Genomic DNA, 25,810 nt, shown 5'->3' with positions numbered 1-25,810 from the left:
TCGGAGGCGATTCCTTATGATAGTCATCACCAATACGATTTTGATCAAGGAAGGGCACGGACAAGCCGTGGCCGAGCGTTTTGCGAATGCCAAGGGCGTGCAGGACATGCCGGGCTTTGTCCGGATGGAGGTATGGCTGGGCAAGAGCAAGGAGGCGGACGCCGAGGAGCTGAAGGTGTCCACCGTCTGGGAGGACGAGGCGTCGTTTAAAAACTGGACGCAGAGCGAGTCCTTCCGCGCTTCTCACCGCGGGGCCGGAGGCAGCAAGGACGTCCTGCTCGGCTCTACGCTGAACCAGTATGAGCTCGTCGTCAGCCCCTTGAACGCAGCGGAATAAGCAGTCGATGCTGTAGGGCAGGCGGACTTTGCCCGAGCAACCAAAAAAGGATAGGTTCGAGAGATCCAAAGGGTCTGCCGAGCCTATCCTTTATTATATTTATAAGAGCAGCTGATCCGCCTCTGACCACGCGGCAGCCGGTTCCGACTGACATCAGGCGATACCCGCCTCGGCTCCCGCTTCCTCCACCTGAAGCCGGTATGCATACAGCGACTCGTCGATAATGGCGCTCATCATGGGCAGATCCGCTTCGGGAATCAGCTCCAGCGCATAGTTCCATGCGTTCTCTTCAATCTGCAGTGCCACTCGCATCCGCTGTTCCTCAGTAAGATTCATGTCTTCCAGCGATTCGGAGAGCGCAGGCAGCTCCCGATCCGCGGCATGCCCCAGCTCATGGGCCAGGACAATCGTAAAATACTCCTCCACCCGGTCCAATGATCCGAACATCTGCATGCATTGTTCTTCGATCACACCGGTATACATCGTGATCCGCTTGGAAACCATCCCGTACTTGCCGCCGATCAGGCGTCCATCCCGGGACCGTGTTCTCAGACGGACCTGAACGCCCAGTCCCGACCGTCCGACCAGCTCACGGATGATTTCGTTCAAATGTATGGTGTTCAACGCTCTATCTTTATCCCCTTTAATGTCAAATAACCTAATAAATCATTATACGACGCAGCAGGCGAAAAGCAACAAGCAATCAAGCACTTTTTTCGGGTCTGCAGGGTGTCGGAGTCGATAAGCTAATGGTGAAAAGGGCATCCCGCGTGTACAGGCGTAGCGTTTGGCGCCTCTCTCTTAAAGAAGTTTGGCGTCTTGACCGTGTTGTCATACGAATGGTGAAAAATATGAGTCGTCGCCGGTGATAACGGCGGGATCAACCACGTCCAGTTCCCGGTGACCTCTCTGCCGCTCCTGGCTTCCCGCTCTTCAAACAGCCGGAACTGGGAAGCCGCCGTATGATGATCCACTATGCTGACCCCCGCCTGCTTGTACGAATGCAGCACGGCGACGTTCATCTCGACGAGTGCGCGGTCCCGCCAGAGCGAAGTTTCGCTCGCTGTGGACAAGCCCATCAGCTCCGCCACCCGCGGCAGCATGTTATACCGCTGTTCATCGGCGAAATTTCGCGCACCGACCTCGGTCACCATGTACCAACCGTTAAACGGAGCCGCCGTATAGCGGATGCCGCCGATCACGAGTTCCATATCGGAAATGATTGGCACGGCGTACCAGCGCAGGCCCAGCTCGGCGAAGGCGGGCATATCCGGATGCGTGATCGGCACTTCCATGACCAGCTCCGGCGGAATGGGAAACAGCTCAGGCCCGCCTTCCCCTCCTTGAATGACAAGAGGAAGGACGTCGAAAGGCGTCCCTTCTCCCGTCCAGCCCAGCTTCATGCACAGCCTCGTAAACAGGGCGGAAGCCGGATCACCGGTGATCGTCCCACCGTTCTCGTACCCCGCATAGCGGATCAGCTGGTGGTTCAGGATGCGGATATCGCTCATGCCGGGTACCGACGGCCTAAATACCGTGATCGTCGGCACGATTTTGCCGCCGCCCGTGCCGCGTTCGATATGACGCAGCAGCGCCTCGGCAATGTCGCCGGGCCGCTCAAGGCCCCGCTCATCGATGACCTGCATCGAGTCCCAGAACAGGCGGCCGATGCAGCGGTTGCTGTTGCGCCAGGCCATTTTTGCCCCGTGAACCAGTTCCTCGTACGTATGCTCATACGTTCCGGTCTCTTCAATGCTGGCCCTGATCTCCGCGAGCCTCCGGACGGTCTCGGCCTCTGTCTTGCCAAGCTCCTGATAACACAATAATATATATTCTTCCGCATCTTTCTGCAGAACGTCATACACCTTCATGCCGCGTTCACCTCGTTGTTCGTAAAAAGGGTCTGTCTCTCCCTATTATAAGCCAGACGCCGAAGCCACAGCCGTGTAAGGCTTGAGCAAATGGTGAATCTTGCGGCGGGCTGGATGAGTCGGGTTGGGCGGCGGACGACGGATGTTCGGTGGGAGCACAAAAAAGGAGCCCCTGAAAACAGGGACTCCTCCATTGATGGATCAGGACGGCATGCCAGCCTTGGTGTTCTCGGCCTCCGAATGGGAAGACGGCCAGAAAGCATAGCGGCCCAGCATCACCGTAATGGCCGGCACGAGAAACGGCCGGACGATGAAGGTGTCCAGCAGGACACCCGCGGCGGTAATGATGCCGAACTGGACCAGCACCTGGATCGGCAGCGAGGCGAGCACCGCGAAGGTCCCGGCCAGAATGAGGCCGGCGGAGGTGATGACCGAGCCCGTCTCGGACACGCCCTCCTGGATCGCCTGCTTTAACGGCATATGCTTCCGTTTTTTCCAGATGCTCGAGATCATGAAGATGTTGTAGTCCTCGCCCAGCGCCACCAGGAATACGAATGAATAGAGCGGAATCGCTCCTTGGATCGCGTCCGCGCCAAGCCCGTAATGGATGATGAGCCAGCCCAGGCCGAGCGCCGAGAAATAAGACAAAATAACAGTCAAAATCAAATACACCGTTGCGGTGATCGACCGCAAATACACGAGCAGCAGCAGCGTAATCATCCCGATGACGACCGGAATAATGACCATCGTGTCACGGTCGCCGGTCTCGCGGGTATCGTATTGTTCGGCGGTCTGGCCGCTGATCCACACTTTATCCGCCGGGGAACCCACCCCCGCCGCCTGAAGCGCCTGCTCTGCCGTGCTCCGCAGGTGGGGAATTCGGTCCATCGCTTCGCTGGAATAAGGATTCATGTCGAGCGTGACGTCGTAGGCGATAATATTGGCGTTTTGACTGCCCGGCTGCCCTTTTGACACCTCATCCACATATGGCAGCTCTTTCAGCTTCTGATCCAGGCCGTCCGGTTTGCCTTCCGTATCGACCATAATTTTCACCGGAGCCAGTTCCCCGGGGCTGAACTGCTTCCCGATCGTATCGAAGCCTTCACGCGAGGCCATATCTTTCGGAAAAGATGACATAATATCGTAGGTAAACTTCACCTGGCTGGATACGGAAGCGAGCGCGCCCAGCACGATCACCGTCACAATGACGATCATCCAAGGTCTGCGGACCACGAGCCGGCTGGCAAAGCCGGGACGCTTCGGCTTGCGTGCGGGTACCGGTTTGCCCTTCTTGCGGGCGCGTTCCTCTTCCATCTCCGGCGTGCGGGGAATGAACGGAAAGAACGACGTCCGCCCGAAAATCGCCAGCAGCGCAGGTACCAGCGTCAAGCTCGCGATCACCATCACAAGAATGGAGACGCTGAACGGAACCGCAAAACGGTGGTATGCCCCGTACTTCGCCAGCAGCAGGGCCAGCAGCGACAGGACCACCGTGAAGCCGCTCATGGCGATCGCGCCTGAGGATTCCGTCACGGCCCGCAGCAGCGCCCGGGTCTTGCTCTCTTCTTCCTTCAGCAAATGGCGGAAGTGCGAGATCAGGAACAGACAGTAGTCCGTCCCGGCCCCGAACAGAAGCACCGTCATGATCGAAACGGCTTGGGAATCGACGGTGATCCAGCCCTTCTGGGCCATCAGGCCGAGCAGTGGGCTGACTGCGCCATATGCAAAGCCGACCGCGATCAGCGGAATCAGCGCCAAAATCGGTGAGCGGTAAATGAGCAGCAGGATGACCAGTACCAAAATGACGGTGGACATGAGCAGCTTGAAATCCGCGTTCTTGAAGAGGCCGGTCGCGTCGATCGAAATGCCGACCGGACCGGTGACGCGGACGCTGAGGTCCGAACCGGAGTTATGGCTTGCGGCGAAGGGATCCTGCCCGGTTTCTTCCGTGATCCCGGATTGGAGCTGCTCCACCCCTTCTTTCAACTGGTCGCTGTCTGCGTCTTTGCGGAACAGCACGGGGGTGACCAGCGTGCTCTGATCCTCGGACAGCATCGCTTTCATCGCGGCCGCCGGCATTTGGTTAAACGGCGGAACAGAATCCTGGTAAGGAACCGGATTCGTGCTCCACTCGGCGTACATCTTCTGCACATGCTGTAAATCGTCGTCCTTCAGCCCGCCTTCACGATGCCAGACCAACAGGGCGGGAACCCCTGCATCAGTGCTGAACTGCTCCTCCGCGACGCGTTCAGCCTGAACCGAAGGCTTGGCGTCGTCCAGATTGGCCGCATTATTCTGGACCTCGCTGTTGACCATCGGCCAGATGGCACTCAGCACGCCCACGATGATGACCCAAACGGCCAGCGTAATCCATTTGCTTCTTTTTCCGGCGACCCAGCGCCCGTATCCGGAATCCCCCATATTCTGCTCCTCCCCACCTGTTACAGGTGCCAAAATGGTATAGTATAAGTACATGTTCATGCCGATAAAGTGCGGCCTCCGCAGGCTCCGTGATACAATATGGGACAGTACGGACCGCCCTACTTTTCAGCCTTATCAGGCGGCATACAATCGCAAAATTTCAATGAAAGGCACATCCGCTGTTGCCATGCCACATTAATTATATATACCGGAAGGTTAATTATCAATCAGGATTTAGAACAGGATTGCGGAATTACTGGAGGACAACGATCAACTACTTAGATTATGGAGGACAACGATATGGAACAATCCCAGGGAAAACATCCGGCTAAACGCTCCCCGGGCCGGCCCAAACGCCGGCAGGAGGACACTCCCATGAACGAATTCATCCTGAAAACAGCTTCCGCCCTGTTCATGGAGTACGGCTATGAGCCGGTCTCGCTGCAGCAAATTGCCCAGGTATGCGGCGTAACCAAGGCTTCCATTTACTATCACTTTGAAAATAAAGCCCAGCTCTTCACGGCGGCCGTCACCGCCATGATGCAGAAGGCGCGCAATGCTTCCCTCCGGATTATGCAGCAGGACAAGCCGCTCTACGACCGGCTCGTGGAGCTGGCCGAGAACAAGCTTCGTTTCCCGCACGGAGACTTTGAAACGATCATGCGCGATGCCAGCGCCTCACTGGCGCCCGAACAGCTGGAGGAAATCCGCGTCAGCGAGGACCAGATTCACGATGTGCTGACCGTCAGCTTCACCGAGGCGATCAAAAACGGGGAGGTGCGCTCCGCACACCCGCTCCTTATGGCGCACACGCTGGCATCCATGCTGATGATCGGCAACCGGGAGATTGCCAAAGAATTCGCCCCGTCCGCGGGCGAACTGGCCCAGGAGATCGTCAACATGTTCTGGAACGGGGTCGGCGTGCAGGAAGCGTAGCATGAGGATTGGCTAAATGCGGCCTCGATGGATTGGTGGCATGCGGCTCGAATATGGCGTAGCTCAGCCGCCGCTATTGTTCCGAGGCTTTTCGGGCCGACTTGCCACGGGCCGGCTTCTTCTGTTCCTTCTCCTGCTTCTGCCGCAGCTTCCACTCGTCGAGCCAAGCCCATAAGTAGTAAGCGGCGTAGCTCCGCCATGGCGACCAGCTGTGGCTGATCTCCAGCATGAGCGGAGAAGGCGGCTGGCTATCAAAGCCCCACAGCACTTTCATTGCATTTTTCAGTCCGATGTCATCAGCCGGGAAGAAATCGGTTCGGCCCACGCTGAAGAGCAGGAAGCACTCGACCGTCCATTTGCCGACGCCGCGGATCGGGAGCAGCCGGTTGAAAATTTCTTCGTCCGCAAGGTCCGGCATGGCGTTAAGGTCGAGGGATCCGTCCGCTACCTGCCGCGCCAGGCCAGTAATATACTCGGCTTTGCGGCGGCTGAACTGCAACGGCAGCAGCTCGTCCGGTTCGAGCGCGGCCAGCGCTTCCGGCTTCGGGAAGCTGTAGAGCGTATGGTCCCCGATCGTCACGGGGGTGCCGTACTGCTCGGTGGTTCGCGAGACGAGTGAAGCGGCAAAGCTCAGGTTCATCTGCTGGCCGATAATCGTCCGCACCAGATTTTGAAACAGATTCGGCTCCAGCAGTATTTTCAGCCCGTGCAGCCCCGGAAGAATGGAGCCAATAACAGGCTCATCCTCAAGCTGCGCATAGAACGGCCTGAGGTCCACATGGTTGGACAGCATTTTGCCTACATACACCCGGACGGCTTCGGTTTCCTTCGAATTACAGGCCTGCAGCAGCTCCACCTCCGCCGCCGGTCCCTGGTCGGTCTCCACCAAGGACACAGTGACCGGAATGTCGCGCCCTTCCGCCGGAATCACCTTCGTGAATACCGGGTATTCCGGATGAGCCAGCACGAGCCGGGGATTTTGCCCCCTGACCGCGACCATGGTTCGTTCGATGCTAAAGGGCGTAAGCAGCGGGATCGTTTCTTTCATGTTCCGTACCTCCTGACTCCTGTAAAGTGATCAAGCATTCGCCGCAGGTTCGGTCTGCGATTTTATTCCTGAATGAACTTCTATGATCAATATTGACAAACACACGTTCGATATTCAAGCATAAACTGCCAATATTCCAAAAAAAAGAGCAGCCGTGATGGCTGCTCTTTTGAAATGCGGATGATAAGGATCACGGGTGGGGTCGCCTTCACCCTCAGACAACCTCTTGAATGCTTCCGCCGGAAAACTGGCTGTTATACAGATCGGCGTAGAAGCCGCCTTTGGCCAGAAGCTCCTCGTGGTTGCCCTTCTCGATCACACTGCCCTGGTTCATGACCAGGATCAGATCGGCGTCACGGATCGTGGACAGCCGGTGGGCGATGACGAAGCTCGTTCTGCCCTTCATCAGGTCGTTCATCGCCTTCTGAATAAAGACCTCCGTCCGGGTGTCGACGCTGCTGGTCGCTTCATCCAGAATGAGGATAGACGGGTCGGCCAGAATGGCACGCGCAATCGTCAGCAGCTGCTTCTGCCCTTGGGAAATGTTCGACGCTTCTTCGTTGAGCACGGTGTCGTAGCCGTCCGGAAGCGTTCGGATGAAGTGATCGGCATGAGCCGCCTTGGCCGCCTCGATCACTTCCTCGTTCGTGGCGCCGGCACGGCCGTAAGCGATATTCTCCATAATCGTCCCGTTGAAGAGCCAGGTATCCTGGAGCACCATGCCGAAAATGCTGCGCAAATTGCCGCGCTTCAAGTGGGTAATGTTCACACCGTCGATGGTGATCGCCCCGCCGTTCAGCTCATAGAAGCGCATGAGCAGGTTGATGAGCGTCGTCTTGCCGGCACCGGTCGGCCCTACGATGGCGATCGTCTGTCCCGGCTTCACGTCGATGTTCATGTCTTCAATGAGCATTGCGTCTTCCTTATAGCCGAACCGCACATGCTCAAACTCCACGGCACCTTTTGGATTGTTCAAGACAGCCGCATCTGCCGCTTCCGGCACTTCTTCTTCTTCATCCAGCAGCTCGAACACGCGCTCCGCCGAAGCGATGGTGGACTGGATGATGTTCGCGATGTTGGCCGTCTGCATAATCGGCTGGGTAAACTGTCTGGCGTACTGGATGAACGCCTGCACATCCCCGATCGTAATGCGGCCGTGGGTGACGAAGATCCCCCCGACCACGCAGACCAGTACATAGCCGATGTTGCCGATAAACATCATCATCGGCATAATGATGCCGGAGATGAATTGGGCTTTCCAGCCGGAGCTGTACAGCTTTTCGTTGATTTTGTTGAAATCCTCGACGGACTCCCGCTCGCGGCCGAAGGCTTTCACGATTTTATGGCCAGTGTACATTTCTTCCACGTGGCCGTTGAGCTGTCCCAAAGAAGCCTGCTGGGCCATAAAATGCTTCTGGGACCGGGAAGCTACCGCTTTGATGACGATGAAGCTGAGCGGCAGCGTCACGATCAGAATCAGCGTCATCCATGGGCTGATCGACAGCATCATCACGATGACGCCGACCAGCGTCACGATCGACGTGATCAGCTGCGTCAAGCTCTGCTGCAGCGTGGTGCTGATGTTGTCGACGTCGTTGGTCGCGCGGCTCAAGATTTCCCCATGCGTCCGGGAATCAAAATATTTCAGCGGCAGGCGCGACAGCTTCGCGTTGATCTGCTCCCGCATATCGTACACAACCTTCTGCGCCACGCCGGCCATCAGATACTGCTGAATATAGCTGAAAGCTGCGCTGAACAGGTACAGACCAATCAGAATCAGCAGGATTTGGGTGATGTAGGTAAAGTCAATGCCAGCGCCCGGCGTCCCCTTCGCCATCGCGATGACGCCTTCCAGCAGCTTGGTAATCGCCTTGCCGAGAATTTTCGGGCTCGCGATGCTGAACACTGTACTAAGAATCGCCGTCAGAAAAATAACGATCAGCGTCCCCCGCCGTGGCCGCAGATAGCCGACCAGCCGCTTCAGGGAGCCCTTGAAGTCCTTGGCCTTCTGCGCAGGCATCATTTGGCCGGGATGGCCGCCGGGATGCCGGGGTCCTCCCATCCGGGGTCCGGGTCTTCTTGTTTGCTCACTCATGCGATCTCCTCCTCTGACAGCTGTGAGGATACAATTTCGCGATAAACGTCACTGGTCTCCATCAGCTCGCGGTGGGTGCCAATGCCGGCAATCCGCCCTTCGTCGAGGACGATGATCCGGTCGGCGTCCATGACCGTGCTGACCCGCTGCGCCACGAGCAGAACGGTTGCGTCCCGCGTCACCGGCTTCAGCGCGCTGCGCAGCTTCGCATCCGTCTTGAAATCAAGCGCCGAGAAGCTGTCGTCGAACGCATAGATTTCCGGTCTGCGTACCAGCGCCCGCGCGATGGATAAGCGCTGCTTCTGCCCGCCGGACACGTTGTTTCCGCCCTGGGCAATTTCCGACTCAAAGCCGTCTTTCATATTCATAATAAATTCGGTCGCCTGGGCGATATCCGCCGCTTCGCGGATCTCTTCATCGGTGGCGTCCTTTTTGCCGTAGCGGATATTGTCCGCAATCGTCCCGGTGAACAGCAGCGCCTTCTGCGGCACGAAGCCGATCTTGGCGCGCAGCTCCTCCTGCGTCATCTCGCGGACATCGACCCCGTCGACCAGCACGCTGCCTTCCGCCACATCATAGAAGCGCGGAATCAAGCTGAGCAGCGTCGACTTGCCGGAACCGGTGCCGCCGATAATCGCCGTGGTCTCCCCCGGCTTGGCGGTGAATGAAATCCCCGACAGCGCCGGCTGCTCCGCGCCCGGATAACTGAACGTCACGTCCCGGAATTCCAAATAGCCGCGTCCTTCTTCAGAGGATTGTGCAACGAGCGGATCGTCGATATCCGGCGTAATGCTGAGCACCTCGTTAATCCGCGCAGCGGATGCGGAAGCGCGCGGTACCATGACGAAGACCATAGAAACCATGATCAGGGAGAACATGATCTGCATGGCGTACTGGATAAAAGCCATCAGGTCCCCGACCTGCATATGTCCGTCCCTAATGCGCAGGCCGCCAAACCAGACGATGGCGATGGTCGATAAGTTCATGACGATCATCATAATCGGCATCATGGCCGCCATGATTTTGTTGACCCGGACCGCTGTGCTGGTCAGATCGTAGTTGGCTTCCTTGAAACGCTCTTGCTCATGCTGAATCCGGTTAAACGAACGAATGACCCGGATCCCGGTCAGGTTTTCTCGGAGCACCCGGTTTAATTTGTCCAGCTTGACCTGCATCGCCTTGAACAGCGGCATTCCCATACCGGCTATGATGGCAATAGAGCCAGCCAGCACCGGAACGATCACGACGATGATCAGGGACAGCTTGGCGTCCTTGGACACCGCCATAATAATCCCGCCGATACACATCATCGGCGCGCTGATCATCATCCGCAGCATCATGGTCAGCACCTGCTGGGTCTGAGCGATGTCATTGGTGGTGCGGGTAATGAGCGAAGCCGTGCCCAGCTTGTCGAATTCCTGCAGGGAGAAATTCTGGACATGCTGGAATACCCGGCTGCGCATCGATCTGCCGAAGCCGCCCGCCACTTTGGCGGACAGGTAGCTCGCGGCGATGGAGCAAATGGCTCCCCCCAGAGCTACGGCCAGCATAAAGCCGCCAATTTTCCAAATGTAAGGAATGTCTCCCTCGATGATGCCCTTATCCACGATGTCCGACATCAGCGTCGGGAGATACAGGTCCGACATGGACTGCAGAAACACAAGCACAAATGTGAACAGGATCAGAAGCCAGAACGGCTTCAATGAACGAAAAAGCTTTAGCATGTTGACACTTCACCTCCATCCGATGAATCATTCTGCGTTTTGCTTTCATAATACTTATAAGCCTTGGTCAGCAGCTCGGACAGCTTCTCGCTCTCCTCGATGCCCAGGTGATCGACAAGCCCCTTGAAGGAATGGATCGTCGCCTTACGGGCTTGGATAATCGCTTCCCGCCCCTCCTCGCTGAGCTTGATCCGGACCACCCTTCGGTCCGCCTCATCCGGCGTCCGTACGATCCATTTCTTCTTCTCCAGCGCTTTGACAAACTGGGTGACGGTCGGAGAAGTGACCCCCAGCATCCCACTGATCTCGGACACCTTCAGTCCCGGGCTATCCGGCTCGACATGACGCATGAGCAGGACCATCAGCCCCATCTCGCTCATCTTCAGGCCTTCGATTACCCGGTGGCGAAACTCACCCCTGTTAAATCGCATGACCGCCTGAAGCAGCTGGACAACGGTTTCGTGGTGCTGATCATGCTCCTGCGATTCGGTACCCTGGCAGAAGGCTTTCTGACGGTTGTTGCCATCGTCGTTCATGACGCAAACAATCCTCCTTTCCCCAACGTGCTATGAAGAATGATATCCCGCACAAAAAAATAATTAGGTTACCAATTAAATAGGCAACCTAATTATATGACCTTTCCGATTTATATGTCAATTAAAACATATCTAATAAAGTCTAACAATATTTTGTTCATGAATCCGCTGTGCTTGCAAGATCAGGATTCCGCAGCAGACGTTTGACCGTCGCCGCAAACAATATGCAGCAGGTGACCGCCGCGCAGGCATCTGCAATCGGCTCGGCCATAATGACGGCATCGGCTTTGGGCGATATGAACTCCGGCAGCACAAAAACCAAAGGAATCAGCAAAATAATTTTACGCAGAACGGCAATAAAGATGGACACCTTAGCCTGCCCAAGCGCAAGAAACATCTGCTGCAGCGCCAGCTGAATGCCGTAAATGCATGTCCCCAGAAAAAAGACCGGCATCAGCCTTTCCGTCAGCGCAATCAACTCAGCCTGATCCGTGAAAATCATGACGGGAAACCGCGGCAAGAACACCGCCACCGCCCACATCACGATGCCGAGGACACCGCAAACGGCCGTACAAAACCGGATTGCTGCCTTCACCCTTGCATAGTCTCCCGATCCATAATTGTAGCCGATGACCGGCTGCGCTCCCTGCGCAAAGCTGGATAAAGGCAGGGAAAACAGCTGCATGAGGCTGGTCAGAATGCTGATTGCGCCCACATACAAATCGCCGCCATACCGTGCAAGGGAAATATTAAACACGATCTGGATCAGGCTTTCCGTCGACTGCATGATAAAAGGGGACAGCCCCAGCGCAAGGATGCGGCACGCCATCCGGGGGTTCACCCGCAGGTTCCGGAGCCGAAGGCGGAGGTGGCTGCGCCTGGATGTAAGAAACGACAGCACCCATATAGCAGACGCAGTCTGGGAAATGACGGTTGCCAAGGCGGCCCCGCGGACTCCCATATGCATCGGAAATATAAAAAGGGGTGCCAGGATGGCGTTCAGCACGGCTCCGGCACAGACCGTGGCCATTGCCGTTTTGGCAAAACCCTGAATGGAAATAAAAGAATTCAGCCCAAGGGACATCAGCACGCTGACCGTCCCCAGCAAATAGATGCCCATATAATCACTGGCATAGGGTAGTGTTTTACCGCTCGCTCCGAAGGCGATCAACAGGGGACGGTGAAAACACAGCAGCACCGCCGTCAGCACTCCCGAGACGAGCAGGAGCATCAGGCAGCAGCTGCCCAGCAGCTTCTCCGCTTCCTTGGGTTTCCCTTCCCCCAGCTTCATGGAGGCCAGCGGAGCGCCGCCAAGGCCGATGAGGGCCGCAAACGCCGAGATGGTCATGATCAGCGGGAAGGCGATGCCCAGTCCGGTTAATGCAAAGGTACCACCTCCCGGCATCCTGCCGATCAGCATCCGGTCGACGACATTGTACAGCGCGTTGACGATTTGAGCCGCAATCGCCGGAAGTGCAAGAGACAACAGCAGCTTGGGGATGCTCCCCGCGGCAAACCGGCTGCTCATTTCATCATGGTTGATTGTAAATCAGTCCTTTTCGCTCGTAGTTTCCGTAGAAATGCGCATTTCCATCTTTCATTATATCAGACTGAAATCGCATGAAAACACGAGTTTTAAGGCATCTATACGGCCGTTTAAGGGTTGTAGAATATAAAAATAATGAGGAGATACATGTCTGAACCAAAAACGCTTTAAAAGCAAAAAATAAGAGGTCTGAGAGGGTGTGGGTTTAATGTATTTTTTTCTTGTAACCTCATTAAAATAATGCGTTCCAGTCTGCCCGGTTACCCCCTGTCCTCCATCAATTTCCCCTGCGTAAACGCGATCCATTCCCGCGCGGCATAGGACAGGTAACGGTCCCTGCGCCAGATCATCCCCAGCTGCCACGGAATAACCGGTTCCACCAGCGGCATAATCCGGATCCGCTCCCGGTTGATTTCCCGGCAGATCGTTTCCGGCAGCAGGGCGATGCCCAAATTGGCGGCGACCATGCCGCTGATCAAGTCCCATTGGGAGCTTTCGTAGACGATATGCGGCTGGAAGCCGACCTTGACGCATTCCGTAATGATCCGGTCATGCAGCGCAAAGTCCTCCCGGAACAGCACGAAGTTCTCTTCCGCCAGATCGGCAAGACTGGCGCACTCGCGATGCGCAAGACGGTGAGACGGGTGCACCAGCAGCATCAGGTTTTCCCGGACGAACGAAAACGAGTGGAACAGCGAGTCGTCGGTCGGCAGCACCACGACGCCAATGTCGAGCAAACCGCTTTCTACGTCGACCTCCACCTTCTTGGCGCCGTCCTCAAAGATTTGCATCGTCACCTGCGGGTATTTCTGATGAAACTGCCCGATCACCTCAGGGAAAAAGCTCGATCCGACCATCGGCGGCAGGCCGAGGCGGATATGGCCCTTCTTCAGATTTTTCAAATCGCCGAGCTCGGAGGACAAGCTCTGGAACGACTTCACGATCGGCTGGGCCTGCTCGTAAATAATCCGGCCGGCATCGGTCAGCACCACCTTTTTGCCCGAACGGTCAAACAGGGTGACGCCCAGCTCCTCCTCAATGTTGCGGATCGTTTTGCTGATCGACGGCTGCGTGATATAGAGCGATTCCGCCGCCTTCGTAAAACTCTGCAGCCGGGCGACCTCCATAAAATACTGCAATTGGCGGATGTCCATACGTCGTTCTCCTTCCCTTAAGTATGGAGTCCACGTGGCCTGCGGTGGATCCATATAAGTTGAATTAAAGAATACGATGCAAGCAAGGGAGAAAAATGATTCCGAAGAAGCGAAGCGGTCTAAAAGCTTTCCAAAGGAAAGCTGACATCGGAAGCATATACCTTGGCTTTCGGATTTCTACCTCACGTGGGTTCAATACAATCAAGAAATCCGAAAACAAGAGTGATCGTAGGGACATTTTACGTACTTGCCCTACCATCCATTTCAATATTTCAACTATACGTCATCCTTTCGCCATAGCCAAATGGAATGATATCCATTCGATATATGCATTTTACCTATGAAAATGAATGCTGTAAAATTTTCATTATAAATGAAAGGAAGGCGAAAACAATTGATGAAGCATGCCGTCAAAGGGACCTTTCAGGTCGCCGTTTTAATGCTGTTTTCATATGCGATGAACCAGCTGGCCGGTCTGCTGCATCTGCCGGTGCCGGGCAGCATTCTCGGAATCATCGTGTTGTTTCTTTTGCTCGAATCCGGCGTCGTCAAGCTCGAATGGATCGAAGTCGGAGCGAACTGGCTGCTCGCCGAGCTCCTGCTCTTCTTTATCCCGGCCGCCGTCGGGGTGATGAAATATTTTGCGATGCTGGAGAGCGACGGGGTGCGAATCCTGCTCGTCGTTATTTTCAGCACGGTCGTGGTCATGGCCAGCTCCGGCTTGACCGCCGCACGCATTGCCAAACATAAAGAACGGAAGGTGTCATGATGATCGGTCTCATCTGTCTGCTGCTAACCCTCGTGATCTACATGGCAGCCAAACGATTGTATAAGCGGTATCCCAAAGTGTATCTGTCGCCGCTGCTGGTGACGCCCTGCATCATTATTATTTTCCTGCTGTGCACGCATATTCCCTATGAACATTACAATGCCGGCGGGAAATGGCTGAGCGATATGCTCCAGCCTGCAACGGTCGCCTTTGCGGTGCCGCTCTATAAAAACTTCAAAGTACTCAAAAAGCACGCCGTCGAAATCGTCGTCAGCGTGCTTACCGGTTCCTTCATGGCTATGATCTCTTCGGCGGTGCTCGCCAAAGGGCTGAAGCTGGACACTTCATTGGTGACCAGCCTGATCCCCCGCTCGATCACGACGCCGATCGCCATGAACGTATCGCAGGTCATCGGCGGGGTGCCGAACATTACGGCGGTCTTCGTCATTATGACCGGCTTGCTCGGCTCCGTGCTCGGGCCGATGATTCTGCGCCTCCTGCGGATCGAGAACGAAATCGCCCGCGGCGTGCTGCTCGGCACGAGCGCCCACGGGACGGGGACGTCCTTGGCCTTCGGCTTCAGCTCGATGAGCGGAGCGATCTCCAGCGTCTCGATGATTCTGGCCGCCCTGTTCACGCTCGGCGCGGCGCCGCTGCTCATGCTGATGTGGTAAGGAGTTAGAGGCGGACCGGCTTGCCGGTAGATGCCGAGACCAACGCGGCACAAGTCACGGCCTGCGTCCGGCAGGCATCCTCATAGCTTGAAAGAATACGGGAGCGGTCTCCGGTGCGCAGCGCATGGAGAAACGCTTCCGTTTCGCGTACATAGGGGCTCCCCTGCTCCGCATATTCTGTCGTGACGCCGGGCGCCGCCAGCTGCAGCCGCTGCGGGTTCCAATCGACGATCCCCCGGTCCGTATAGAATGTCAGTCCCGTCTGGCTCAGACCGCCACCTTCCGGCAGGACGCATGTGTTGGAGATGTTCGCTACCACGCCGCTCGCCAGGCGGAGCGCGACCGTTCCCACGTCGGCAACTTCCACCCCGTCCACCTGGCTCTGCTTGACCCGGTCCCCGTAAAGCGCATACACTTCTTCCACTTCGCCGGCCGTATACCGGAGCATGTCGACCATATGCGTCGTCTGCTCGATGAACTGCCCGCCGGAGCCGCTTTGCCGTCTCCACCAGGACACGCCCGGCATGCTGTCCATCCACCGCCCCAGCACCATGCCGGTCGTATGGTTCGACAGCTCCTCCTTCAGCCGCGCCGCATTGTGCTGGTAGCGGAAATGGTACCCCACCGACGTCAACAGCCCCGTCTCGCGGACCCGGGCCAAAATTTGTTCCGGCAAGCTGGTGTCGAGCCCAAGCGGTTTTTCCACCAAAAACGGAATACCGCGCTCAATCAGCTTCATTTCGATTTCGCCGTGTGCCATCGGCGGCACGCAGATATATACCGCGTCGAGCGGCCCCGCGTCCAGCATGGCATCCAGATCCACATACCCCTCGGCGCCGTAACGCCGCGCCATCCGGTCTGCTTTCTCCAGGCTTGTACCACAAACCGCCGTCAGCTTTACTCCATCCATCGCCGCCAAGTTGTCGGCATGTACGCCGCTGAACCATCCGGTTCCGATCAATCCGATACGAAGTGTCATCCTGCGCGATCCCACCTTTATCCTGTTTTCTCCACTATACCGGGGGCCGTCCCGTTTGGCTACGATTTGTTGGGAACGCATCGCACGCCCTCGTATCCATCCCGTTCGCGGAACCAAATTCCGACGAGACCAAGCTGCCTGGCTCACCACTTGCTGTGCCGAGCGCGCCCGTCTAAGGCCTCCCGACGGTGAATCCCTTCCACTCATCCGGGAGCAGCCCCTGATAGTGCCGCTGGAGAAAACGATCGTCGACCAGCACCAGCACGCCCGTATCCTGCTCGGAGCGGATCAGCCGCCCTCCGGCCTGCAGCACCTTGTTCATCCCCGGGAACACATAGGCGTAATCATAGCCGCTTTTCCCGTTTTCATTGAAGTAATCCCGAATCAGGTTCCGTTCAAAACCGAGCTGCGGCAGGCCCACGCCGACCACGACGACGCCTCCCAGACGGTCCCCCTGCAGGTCGATTCCTTCGGAGAAAATGCCCCCGAGCACGGCGAAGCCGACGAGCGTATCCGCATTGTCCGCCTGGAACGCCGCGAGGAACCGCTCCCGTTCCTCCTCGGCCATTCCGGTATCCTGCACGATGATGCCAACCTCCGGGTGCAGCTCTGCAAAAGGCTCGACCACCATACGCATATATTGGTACGACGGGAAAAAGACCATGTAATTCGCTTTGCGCTCCGATATGAGGCTATGCAGCAGCTTCACCAGCGCGTCCCGGGTGTCGTCCCGGTCCCGGTACCTGGTGGACAGCGGCTCGATGCGCACATCCAGCTGCTCCCGGCTGAACGGCGACGGCACGGACAAGCTGTAGTCCTCCTCGCCGGCGCCCAGCATGTCCCTGTAGTAGGACAGCGGAGACAGAGTGGCCGAGAAGAACACGGTCGAGCGGAAGCCTTTTCCCGCCTGGGCGAGCAGGTAGGACGGATCCATGCAGAACAGCTTCAGCACACAGTCGCCGCCGTGAATCTCGGCATACGTCAGAAAGCGTTCGTCATACAGCTTGGCGATCCGGTTATAATGCTGCGACGCAAAATAGGCATCCAGCAGCTGCTCCTGCAGCCCGGGGTCCCCTTTGGGCGCCAGCAGCTCCCGCTCGGCTTCGGCTATGAACAGCTCCAGCCGCTCACCCAGTTCCCGAGGCTGTTCCTGCCACTGCTTCTGGCGGACTTCGCCCATTTCCTTTTTCAGCTCGATAAAAAATTTATTGACCGCATCCGCCGCCTTCTGAACCCCGGCATCCACGCCCTTGTATCCGCGCTTCAGCTCGAGAAATGTCGCCTTGCCGATCTCAGCCGAGAACATGTCCCGGCCCCGATCAACGAGGTTATGGGCTTCGTCCACTAGAAGGACCGTCTGCCTCTTTTGTTCCTCAGGCAGCCGCTTGAACGAAACCCGCGGATCAAAGATGTAATTATAGTCGCAAATGACCGCATCCGCTGCGTAGGCCGCGTCCAGCGAAAACTCAAAGGGACATACCTGATGCTTGCGCGCGTAACGCTCAATGACGGCGCGGTCCATCACCGTTTCCTGGGACAGCATGTCCAGAATCGCCCCGTTAACCCGGTCATAGTAGCCGTCCGCAAACGGGCAGGCGTCCTTCCGGCAGACCGTCTCCTCCTGAAAGCAGACTTTGTCCTTGGCCGTAATCGTCACCGTCTGCATCCGCAGCCCTTTGGCCTGCATCAGCGCAAAGGCCTGCTCAGCGGCCGTTCGGGTGATCGTCTTGGCCGTCAAATAAAAGATCTGCCCAAGCAACCCCTCCCCGATCGCCTTCACGGACGGGAACAGCGTGGACATCGTCTTGCCGATTCCCGTCGGGGCCTTGGCAAACAGCTTCCGCTTCTCCTTCACCGCCTGATAGACCGCTCCCGCCAGCTTGCGCTGCCCTTCCCGGTAAGTGTCGAACGGGAACGGCAGCGCGCGGATGCTCTCATCCCGGAGGCGCGCATTTTCCAGCCGGAGCGCGGCATACGGGGTATAGACCTCCAGCACCCCCATCACAAAGGCTTCGAGCTCCGCCAGGGTCAACATCCGCCGGAAACGGCGCTCCGTGCCGGTATGCGTCTCGACGTAGGTGAGCTGCACCGTCATCCGGTTCAGGCCGTGGTCCATGGCATAAATATAGGCGTAAACTTGTGCCTGTGCCCAGTGAACCAGCTTTCCGTCCCCCTCCATCGCATCCAGGCTCGCAGCTGTCGATTTGATCTCATCGATCATCCAGCCGTCATCCGTTTGGATCAGGCCGTCGCATCTTCCTTCGATGACATAAGTCAGGTCCCCGAACGGGATTTCCCGCTTCAGGAACACCTCCTTCTGGTCGCCTTCCCCGTAAGTTTTCTGCACCTGCTGGTGAATTCGTGTGCCTTCAACCATGGCGGTGGCCGACCGGAATCCGGAATCGATATCCCCGCTTGAGAAAGCATATTCCACCAGCGGCCGGACCGATATCCGAACCTCCGCCCGCTCCCGGTTTTCTTCAGACATAGGATCACCCGTTCCCCTTGTTTTTCCTATCATACCATAACTGGAGCAGGCAGTCCCAATTCGCTATCCACTAAAAAAAGCCCGTGCCGCCCTGATAAAGGGGCACGAGCTTTGTCTAATGAACTCATCAGGCAGCGTCAGGTCACACGGCGCCACCGTCTTCCTGCTATCTTCTCCGCGTCTCGGTCAGGCGGAACTGGTTGACAAGCTGAAGCAGCGATCCGGTGATGGACTCCACATTTTCCGATGTGCCGCGGACATGCTGCATGTCCTCCTGCAGCTCCTGCAGGGTGCCTTCCACCTCTGCCGAAATGCTGCGGTTTTCGATGCTGACGGCGGCTACCTTTTCCATGATGCCCACCACTTCACCGACCATCTTGGTCTTGAGGCTGTCCTGGCTGCCAGCCTGTCCCAGCATTTCAGAGGCCGAAGCGACGATTTTCGTGCCCTCCTCCACCGCCTGGCTGCCTTCGTCCATGGAGGCAAATGCCAGTTCCACCTGCCCGCCGATCTGCCGCAGCGTCCGCTGAATCTGCTCGGTGGAATGCCGGGTAAGCTCGGCCAGCTTGCGGATTTCCCCCGCCACTACCGAGAAGCCTTGCCCGTGCTCGCCCGCCCTCGCCGCTTCAATTGACGCGTTCAGCGATAACAGATTGGTCTGCTTGGAAATGTTCTCGATGGCCGTCAGCAGGCCGGCAATATCCCGCGTCGTTTCCATAAACGTCCGAATGGTCCGGTGGCTCTCCTCCACCTTGTCCTGAATTTGCTTCATCTTGTCGCCGATATGCTGCACTTCGCTTTGCGCCACCGCAATTTGCTGAGCGGCCGCCTCTTCGATTTCCCGCAGGGTAACGCTCATCTCCACCGACACGTCCTTGGCCACGTCAATATCCTTCAACTGGCCGCGGATGCCGCGGATCATGCTGTGAACCTTCCCGCTTACCCGTTCCGTGGAGCTGGCGGTCGACTGGGCTGTCGCATGCTGCACATGCTGGCTGTCCTGAACGTCCTGCGCCGCCTGCTTAACCTGCAGCATGATGCCTTCCAGGGCATCGATCATGCTGTTTACCCATTTGCCGAGCTCCTTGGCCTCGTCATCCGCAAATTCCCGCAGGTCCAACCGCTGCGTCAAATCCCCTTTGCCTTCGGCATTGATTCGGATGAACCGGCTCAGGCTGCGAAAATGCTCCGCCGTCCGCCGCGTCCCCCTGCGTTCAAGAAAGGAGACCGCGATCCAGCCGAACAGCAGGTTTGCCGCCAGAACCACGATCAGCCCCGTGGCAGGAGGCAGACTCCAGGCCAGCAGGCCGAATAGAAGACCGTTCAGCACCACGCCCGCCAGGCCTGTCATCAGATGCATTTTCTTCATCTTCCAACCGAAGCTCCGGAAGCGGTACACTTCCTCCAAATCCCCTTCACACATCATCCCCCATACGTCCGGGCAATGCGGAAGCTGAAAAGTAACCCCTTTACCGATCACCGGAATGTGCCGGTAGTCCGAATATCCCGGAAACTCCACAAACAGATTGCTTCCGTTCCGTATCGTGTTCGCCACCCCTGGATGCAGTTCTCCTGTGGCCGGGTCCTTGAACACCAGCTCCAGCTCGGTATGGTTCTTTACCTGAACCGTCCCGTAGTCGGTCCGAACCCCTTCTTTCAGGTTATCGCCGTGCGTAAAGGTAAAGTCCTCGAAGCGGCTCCGCGACAGCGCCGTTCCGGGTGCAATGTTCTTGTTCAGTCCCGGCTTGGCCATGAAAATGTAGTTATCACCCGAATCGGGATATACATGCCCCTGCTCCCGTTGGATCAAGTCGCCCAGGACATCGTTTGGAACCCGGCCGCACAGTGCCCCTTTCCATACGCCATCCTCCATAACCGGCAGAATAAACATCAGCGTCATCGCGTCGTGAAACGCTGAAGTGCTTGGGCCGATCTCTAAGGTGGCCGGGTCGGAATAGGGACCGAACAGGCAAGGACTCCCCTGCAGCGAATACTTCAGACCCGGCGTGATCAGGCCCTCCCCACTGCAGCTTGCCCCGATTCGGGACGGATGGGTGGAGTACACCACCTTCATGTCGTCACGAATCAGGAAAATCTCCGAGAAATCGGCACCTCTCTTCATATAGGAAGCGAACATCGGCTCCAATGCAGCGGCCCCGGCAGGATCCTGGACGATGTGGCCGAAGTTTGGGCCAAGCTGTATGCTCAAACGCTCCAAATGGGACCAATACTCCGTAACCCAGCTCTCTAATATTTGTATACGATTCTGGGCGATTCCCTCAAAAATGGTTTCGATATCCTCTTTCAAATGACGGTTTAACCGGTACGACCACCAGAGCGGTCGACCTGTTTTAAAGCCAAGCCAGTCAAACATCCCCCTCAACCCCTTCATAGAACATTACATTATGCGTTAACTTATTTAACACAATATGGTTTTCGCACATTTTACCTAAAATACAGGCCCGGTTCAACACAATATTTTACAGTTTTTAGGGGGTTATTGACCGGTGGGAAATAAGCAGTGCACCGCAATGTTTATCGGGGTGTCGTGGTGTTACGGCTCAGCCCGCCGTACCCGGGCGGATCGGAATTCCGGACGTTTTCAAAGAATGGTTCAGAGGAGCGGCGGAAGCGGTTCATTTACTTCCCAATATGGTAAATGATAACTAGAAATGACAAGGATTCGCCTTTTGACATCTTTCTGAGCCGAAGGCATAATAAACCTATTGCCCTCGATTCCATGCGACAAAAGGGCTCAAGCAACCGCAGGATATTCAATTTTATGCGCAATCATCCACCTTTTCGCGCGCGATATACTCAGCTGCCCGGCTTAGATCAGCCAGTCAGCCCGTCATTTAAAGGAAGGAAGTTGGTAACGTGTCTTCACTTCGTGGATTTCTGCGAAAACCGTTTGTCTTATTCACCATTCTTTTACTTTTAAAGGGGTATTTGGCATGGGCCGTTACGTTTAATGACCTGATGCCCTGGAAGCCCATCATTACCGAAATTCCGTTTATTTGGCTCGTGTTCTGTCTGATTGAGTGGTTTGCCGGCAAGCGGAAATTCGGCGCTTATGTCATCGCCAACCTGCTGCTGACCACGATCTTTTTCGCCGTCATTATGTACTTCAAATATTATGGCGTCATCGCGACTTATCATGCCCTTGAGCAGGTCAACCAGGTTACGGCCGTCCGCAACAGTGTCTTTTCGCTGATGGACCCTTACTATTTGCTGATCTACGTCGACATCATCGTAATCTTTGTCATCATGGTGCGCGGCCGTAAAGCGCGGCAATGGAAGGATCAGACCAGCCGCCGGGCCCGCCGAAGCGTCGTTACCGCGCTGTTCATCCTGTCCCTGGTGATCTGCCTGTTTAATATCGTTCCGAACCGGGCCAGCATGAACGAGATCAAAAAAGCCCAGCAAATGGGCATTTTGAATTATGAAGCGTATACGATTTTCTCCAAGAAGAAAGAGGACATCGTTCCGCTGAACAGCATTACCCAGGCCTCGATCGATGAGCTCAAAGGCATCAAGAAAATCGATCATCCGCAGCATTTCGGGGATGCCAAAGGCAAGAACGTGATCATTATCCAGCTGGAATCGTTTCAGAATTTCCTGATCAACCTGAAGATCGACGGCCAGGAAATTACGCCTAATATGAACAAGCTGGCCAAAGAGCAGTACTACTTCCCGAATTTCAACCAAATGGTCGGCCAAGGCAATACATCGGATGCCGAATTCGTTGTGAACACCTCGTTCTATGTTCCGCCGAGCGGGGCAGCCACGCAGAACTATGTCGACAAGAAGCTGCCGAGCCTGCCGAGGCTGATGGAGAGCAACGGTTACGCGACCACGACCTTCCATACGAACGACGTAGAGTTCTGGAACCGCGGGGAGCTGTATTCGTCCCTTGGCTTCCAGCATTATTACGACAAGTCTTTCTTCGGTGACGAAGACTCCTTCTTCTTCGGCCCATCGGATGAAGTGCTGTATAAGAAGACTGCCGCGAAAATGAAGGAAATGGACCAGGAAGACAAACCGTTCTATGCCCAGGTCATCTCGATGTCGGCGCATCATCCGTTTACGATTCCGGAGAGAAAATACCACATGCAGCTGCCAGAGCGGTACGAGGGTACGTTCGTCGGGGATTATATCCGCGCCCAGAATTATGCGGATTATGCGCTGGGCCAGTTTATCGATGAACTGAAGACTAACGGCCTCTGGGACGACAGCCTCATCGTCATCTACGGGGATCACATGGGACTGCCGCTGTACTCCCTGGATCGTGATGATAAAGAATTGATGAAGGAAATTTACGGACATGAATATTCCTATTCAGATATGATTAACATTCCGCTGATTCTGGCCGGCGGCTCGATCAAACATCCGGAAGTGAACAACACGGTGGGCGGACAGGTCGACATCCTGCCGACGGTCGCCAATCTGACGGGCGTTTCCGTCAAAGACCATATTCATTTCGGGCAGGACCTCTTAAATCAGAGCTCCAATCTGATTCCGGAGCGGTATTATTTGCCGACCGGTTCCTTCCTGACCGGTAATGCGCTCTTCGTGTCGGGAGCCGGATACGAGGATGGAGCGCAGTACCCGCTGAGCGGCCGGACCTCGGTGGACGGCGGGACCACCGAAGATGAATATAACCGGGCGCTTAAGCTCCTGAACCTGTCCGACAGCTACGTGAATCAGCAGCCGCTTAAATAGAGAATGGCCTTATGCATATCAAGCCTTGCCTGTACAATTTACGGGCAGGGCTTTTATTTTTTTGCCGTTGTTATCAATGTGTTATCTACTTTTCACACAACCCATCCCCACACCAACACGGGCAGACAACCTATAATCATCATATTTTTTCTGCCGCACACTTGATCTTCAGGCGTATTTTGTTTATAACAAATACATAAAGTTATCATAACTAAATAACGAAATTTGCTAACAAAATAACACAAGAAGAGGTGCACACGGTGAATTTAATGCGCAATAACTTGCTGGGAGGATATATCGGCGGCATGACCTGGGGATGGACCGGCATCCGGGGAACATGGAACACGCCTGAGGCCGGACATTCGATGGAGGAAATGGTAAAACACCTCGGCGTGAACTGGACGGCCGTCACCTTTGCGGCCCTGCAGGATACGGCCCATTCGACGGAAATCCACTTTGCGGAAGAGCCGACTGTAACGGATGAAGAGGTTCGCCATGCGATTGCCTCCGCCAAGCGTCTCGGCTTGCGCGTCTGCCTGAAACCGGTCGTCAACTGCGCCGACGGAACCTGGCGGGCCCATATCAACTTTTTCGATATTGACGTGCCTTGTGAACCGAAATGGTCCGAGTGGTTTGACTCTTATACCCGGTTTATGCTGCACTATGCGGCTATGGCCGAGGAAACCGGCTGCGAAATGCTGTGCATCGGGTGCGAGATGGTGCAGACCGACCGAAGGGAACGGGAATGGCGCGAGCTCATCCGCCAGGTTCGGCAAGTATACTCCGGCATCGTTACCTATAACTGCGATAAATATCAGGAAGGCCAGGTGGCTTGGTGGGATGCAGTGGATGTCATTTCATCCAGCGGCTATTACCCGATCGATAGCTGGGAAGAGCAGCTGGACCGCATTGAGCCGGTCGTCCGCCGGTACGGCAAGCCCTTCTTCTTTATGGAGGCGGGATGTCCCAGCCGGACCGGATCGAGCCGGATTCCAAACGACTGGGGACTGCCCGGAGATCCAAACGAGGACGAACAAGCCGCTTATTATGAGCGGATGTTTGAAGCCTGCGCCAGCCGTTCATGGGTGGGAGGATTTATGCTGTGGGACTGGCCGGCAGCACTGTATGCACCAGGGGACGCCGCCGGGAATGATGATTACTGCCCTTATGCAAAAAAGGCGGAGCGCCTCATCCACGATCATTACACGGCACAAACCCGCGAGCTCAGTGGACTGCCTGCCCAGCCGTAAGCGATCTAAAGGGCGCACAGGAAGACAGAACCTCGCGATTTTTCAGCTCTTTCAGCCCGCACATATCGCAACCTTGTGCACTCTCCGGAAACTTCGAAACTTCCTTTATCGATAAAAAGCATCCTGCCTGTTGGGCGGGATGCTTTTTGTTATGGTCGGCTGAGATTGTATCGTACCTGCCGTGATGTCAGCTCCCGGAGCCATCCGGCGCCGGCGCCGTGGAATCGCGGTAGACGATATCGCCAGCGAGCAGGATCTTTTCCAGAGGCGTATCCGCCTTGTCCATTCGTTCGAGCAGCTTCTCGACAGCCCGGCGGCCCATCGCCTCCTTCGGAACATGGACGGTCGTCAGGGACGGACTGCCCTTGGCCGCATCGGCGATATTGTCGAATCCGGAGACCGACACCTCCTCCGGAACCCGCACGCCAAGCTCGATCAGGATATCCCGGGCCGTCAGCGCAATCGCGTCGTTGGCGCAGACCAGTGCGGTCGGCAGCGATTTGGATTTGATTTTCCGCGAGATCCACGACCGGATCTCGGGCTCGAAGCTGCCGTTCTCCAAATCGGGAAGCGGAATGACCAGCCCTTCCTGGCTCGGCAGCCCCTGCTCATCCAGCGCCGTCCGGTACCCGATGGAGCGGTCCCGGAAGCTGCGCGAATACCGGTCGTTTCCGATGAACTGCAGCCGCTGATGGCCGATGCCGATCAGGTGGGTCGTCAGCCGGGCCATCACATCCATATTGTTCGCAAAGACCGTGTCGGACGGAATGAGCGGATCCTCCATGTCGACCAGCACGATCGGCAGCCCCATCCGGTGCACCTCCAGCAGCAGCGGCGTGGAAATTTCCCCGACCCCAATGAGTCCGAGAATCCCTTCCGGATTCAGGAGACTGACAAAGTTGTCCACGTTCTGCTCAGAGATGATCACCATGCCCAGTCCCCGTTCCTCGAGGCTGATCGAAATCCCCTCCATAATCTTGCCCCAGTACAGCGATTCCCTGTTCTGAAAACGGATATTGGGCATCAGGACGATCACGGAATGCTTGGCACCGCTGCGCTTAAGCGTGTTGGGTTCCGTGCGGGGGCTTCTCATATAGGCTTTCTTTTGCGAAAAATACCCGAGCTGGGAAGCCGCCTGAATTACCCGTTCCCGAGTCATTTCATTGACTCCGCCCTTGCCGGACAGCGCCTTGGATACAACGAATTTCGATACGCCCAGGTGGTCGGCGATTTGCTGCATCGTAATCTTTTTGGCCATCG

At 56.3% G+C, this 25,810-nt stretch carries 19 protein-coding genes; 6 read left to right on the top strand and 13 right to left on the bottom strand.

Annotated elements, in window-relative coordinates; translation table 11 throughout:
- Window positions 1–16: 16 nt before the first annotated feature.
- Window positions 17–337, top strand: a complete 321-nt coding sequence (locus GCU45_RS18510) for an antibiotic biosynthesis monooxygenase (protein WP_105445548.1) — start codon at window positions 17–19, stop codon at window positions 335–337.
- A 153-nt stretch (window positions 338–490) separates the two neighbouring features.
- Here GCU45_RS18510 and GCU45_RS18505 read toward each other — a convergent pair whose 3' ends face one another.
- From GCU45_RS18505 to GCU45_RS18495, 3 genes are all read right to left on the bottom strand, one after another.
- A complete protein-coding gene (locus tag GCU45_RS18505) occupies window positions 491–961 on the bottom strand; it encodes a hypothetical protein (RefSeq protein ID WP_152399918.1) in 471 nt (156 codons plus the stop codon).
- A gap of 122 nt (window positions 962–1,083) precedes the next feature.
- Window positions 1,084–2,208, bottom strand: a complete 1,125-nt coding sequence (locus GCU45_RS18500) for a nitric oxide synthase oxygenase (RefSeq protein WP_152399917.1) — start codon at window positions 2,206–2,208, stop codon at window positions 1,084–1,086.
- Between the two features lie 201 nt (window positions 2,209–2,409).
- The gene (locus GCU45_RS18495; RefSeq protein WP_152399916.1) at window positions 2,410–4,629 is read right to left on the bottom strand and encodes an MMPL family transporter; all 2,220 of its coding nucleotides are present in this window, start codon (window positions 4,627–4,629) and stop codon (window positions 2,410–2,412) included.
- A 375-nt stretch (window positions 4,630–5,004) separates the two neighbouring features.
- Here GCU45_RS18495 and GCU45_RS18490 point away from each other — a divergent pair, with 375 nt between their 5' ends.
- Complete coding sequence (locus tag GCU45_RS18490; RefSeq protein ID WP_240913409.1) at window positions 5,005–5,565, top strand: TetR/AcrR family transcriptional regulator; 561 nt, start codon at window positions 5,005–5,007, stop codon at window positions 5,563–5,565.
- Between the two features lie 73 nt (window positions 5,566–5,638).
- Here the strand turns inward: GCU45_RS18490 and GCU45_RS18485 are convergent, their stop codons facing one another.
- The 6 genes from GCU45_RS18485 to cidR form a co-directional block, all read right to left on the bottom strand.
- Window positions 5,639–6,613 carry a DNA-3-methyladenine glycosylase family protein gene (locus tag GCU45_RS18485; protein WP_152399915.1) on the bottom strand — a complete coding sequence of 325 codons (975 nt, stop codon included), beginning with the start codon at window positions 6,611–6,613 and terminating at the stop codon, window positions 5,639–5,641.
- 214 nt (window positions 6,614–6,827) lie between these two features.
- A complete protein-coding gene (locus tag GCU45_RS18480; RefSeq protein WP_145948046.1) occupies window positions 6,828–8,708 on the bottom strand; it encodes an ABC transporter ATP-binding protein in 1,881 nt (626 codons plus the stop codon).
- On the bottom strand, window positions 8,705–10,432 hold the full coding sequence (locus tag GCU45_RS18475; protein ID WP_152399914.1) for an ABC transporter ATP-binding protein: 1,728 nt from the start codon (window positions 10,430–10,432) through the stop codon (window positions 8,705–8,707). The genes GCU45_RS18480 and GCU45_RS18475 overlap by 4 nt, the downstream gene beginning before the upstream one ends.
- Window positions 10,426–10,968 carry a MarR family winged helix-turn-helix transcriptional regulator gene (locus GCU45_RS18470; RefSeq protein WP_152399913.1) on the bottom strand — a complete coding sequence of 181 codons (543 nt, stop codon included), beginning with the start codon at window positions 10,966–10,968 and terminating at the stop codon, window positions 10,426–10,428. Before GCU45_RS18470 ends, GCU45_RS18475 begins: the two co-directional genes overlap by 7 nt.
- 157 nt (window positions 10,969–11,125) lie before the next feature.
- Window positions 11,126–12,496 (bottom strand): MATE family efflux transporter, encoded by a 1,371-nt coding sequence (locus tag GCU45_RS18465; RefSeq protein ID WP_152399912.1) that lies wholly within the window; start codon window positions 12,494–12,496, stop codon window positions 11,126–11,128.
- A gap of 278 nt (window positions 12,497–12,774) precedes the next feature.
- Window positions 12,775–13,668 carry a cidABC operon transcriptional activator CidR gene (cidR, locus tag GCU45_RS18460; protein ID WP_152399911.1) on the bottom strand — a complete coding sequence of 298 codons (894 nt, stop codon included), beginning with the start codon at window positions 13,666–13,668 and terminating at the stop codon, window positions 12,775–12,777.
- A gap of 397 nt (window positions 13,669–14,065) precedes the next feature.
- Between cidR and GCU45_RS18455 the strand changes: the two genes are divergently transcribed.
- A complete protein-coding gene (locus GCU45_RS18455; protein WP_089549661.1) occupies window positions 14,066–14,437 on the top strand; it encodes a CidA/LrgA family protein in 372 nt (123 codons plus the stop codon).
- Window positions 14,437–15,111 (top strand): CidB/LrgB family autolysis modulator, encoded by a 675-nt coding sequence (locus GCU45_RS18450; RefSeq protein ID WP_076171896.1) that lies wholly within the window; start codon window positions 14,437–14,439, stop codon window positions 15,109–15,111. The genes GCU45_RS18455 and GCU45_RS18450 overlap by 1 nt, the downstream gene beginning before the upstream one ends.
- A 4-nt stretch (window positions 15,112–15,115) precedes the next feature.
- On the opposite strand, the gene GCU45_RS18445 is transcribed toward GCU45_RS18450, so the two are convergent.
- From GCU45_RS18445 to GCU45_RS18435, 3 genes are all read right to left on the bottom strand, one after another.
- Window positions 15,116–16,090 (bottom strand): Gfo/Idh/MocA family protein, encoded by a 975-nt coding sequence (locus tag GCU45_RS18445; protein ID WP_152399910.1) that lies wholly within the window; start codon window positions 16,088–16,090, stop codon window positions 15,116–15,118.
- A gap of 172 nt (window positions 16,091–16,262) precedes the next feature.
- Window positions 16,263–18,578: a helicase C-terminal domain-containing protein gene (locus GCU45_RS18440; protein ID WP_152399909.1), complete on the bottom strand. Its 2,316-nt coding sequence runs from the start codon at window positions 18,576–18,578 to the stop codon at window positions 16,263–16,265.
- Window positions 18,579–18,744: 166 nt separating this feature from the next.
- Complete coding sequence (locus tag GCU45_RS18435; protein WP_152399908.1) at window positions 18,745–20,952, bottom strand: methyl-accepting chemotaxis protein; 2,208 nt, start codon at window positions 20,950–20,952, stop codon at window positions 18,745–18,747.
- A 503-nt stretch (window positions 20,953–21,455) separates the two neighbouring features.
- Here GCU45_RS18435 and GCU45_RS18430 point away from each other — a divergent pair.
- Together GCU45_RS18430 and GCU45_RS18425 are read left to right on the top strand one after the other, a co-directional pair.
- A complete protein-coding gene (locus tag GCU45_RS18430) occupies window positions 21,456–23,300 on the top strand; it encodes an LTA synthase family protein (RefSeq protein ID WP_244364151.1) in 1,845 nt (614 codons plus the stop codon).
- A gap of 269 nt (window positions 23,301–23,569) precedes the next feature.
- Window positions 23,570–24,550 (top strand): glycoside hydrolase family 113, encoded by a 981-nt coding sequence (locus GCU45_RS18425; RefSeq protein WP_152403191.1) that lies wholly within the window; start codon window positions 23,570–23,572, stop codon window positions 24,548–24,550.
- A 187-nt stretch (window positions 24,551–24,737) separates the two neighbouring features.
- Here the strand turns inward: GCU45_RS18425 and GCU45_RS18420 are convergent, their stop codons facing one another.
- The gene (locus GCU45_RS18420) at window positions 24,738–25,808 is read right to left on the bottom strand and encodes a LacI family DNA-binding transcriptional regulator (RefSeq protein WP_076171904.1); all 1,071 of its coding nucleotides are present in this window, start codon (window positions 25,806–25,808) and stop codon (window positions 24,738–24,740) included.
- Window positions 25,809–25,810: the final 2 nt, after the last annotated feature.

The sequence above is a fragment of the Paenibacillus cellulositrophicus genome, assembly GCF_009363095.1.
In the GTDB taxonomy this organism is placed as follows: Bacteria; Bacillota; Bacilli; order Paenibacillales; family Paenibacillaceae; genus Paenibacillus_AQ; species Paenibacillus_AQ favisporus.
The sequence above is the reverse complement of the archived record's forward strand: the minus strand, read 5'-3'. Positions and strand labels throughout refer to the sequence as shown.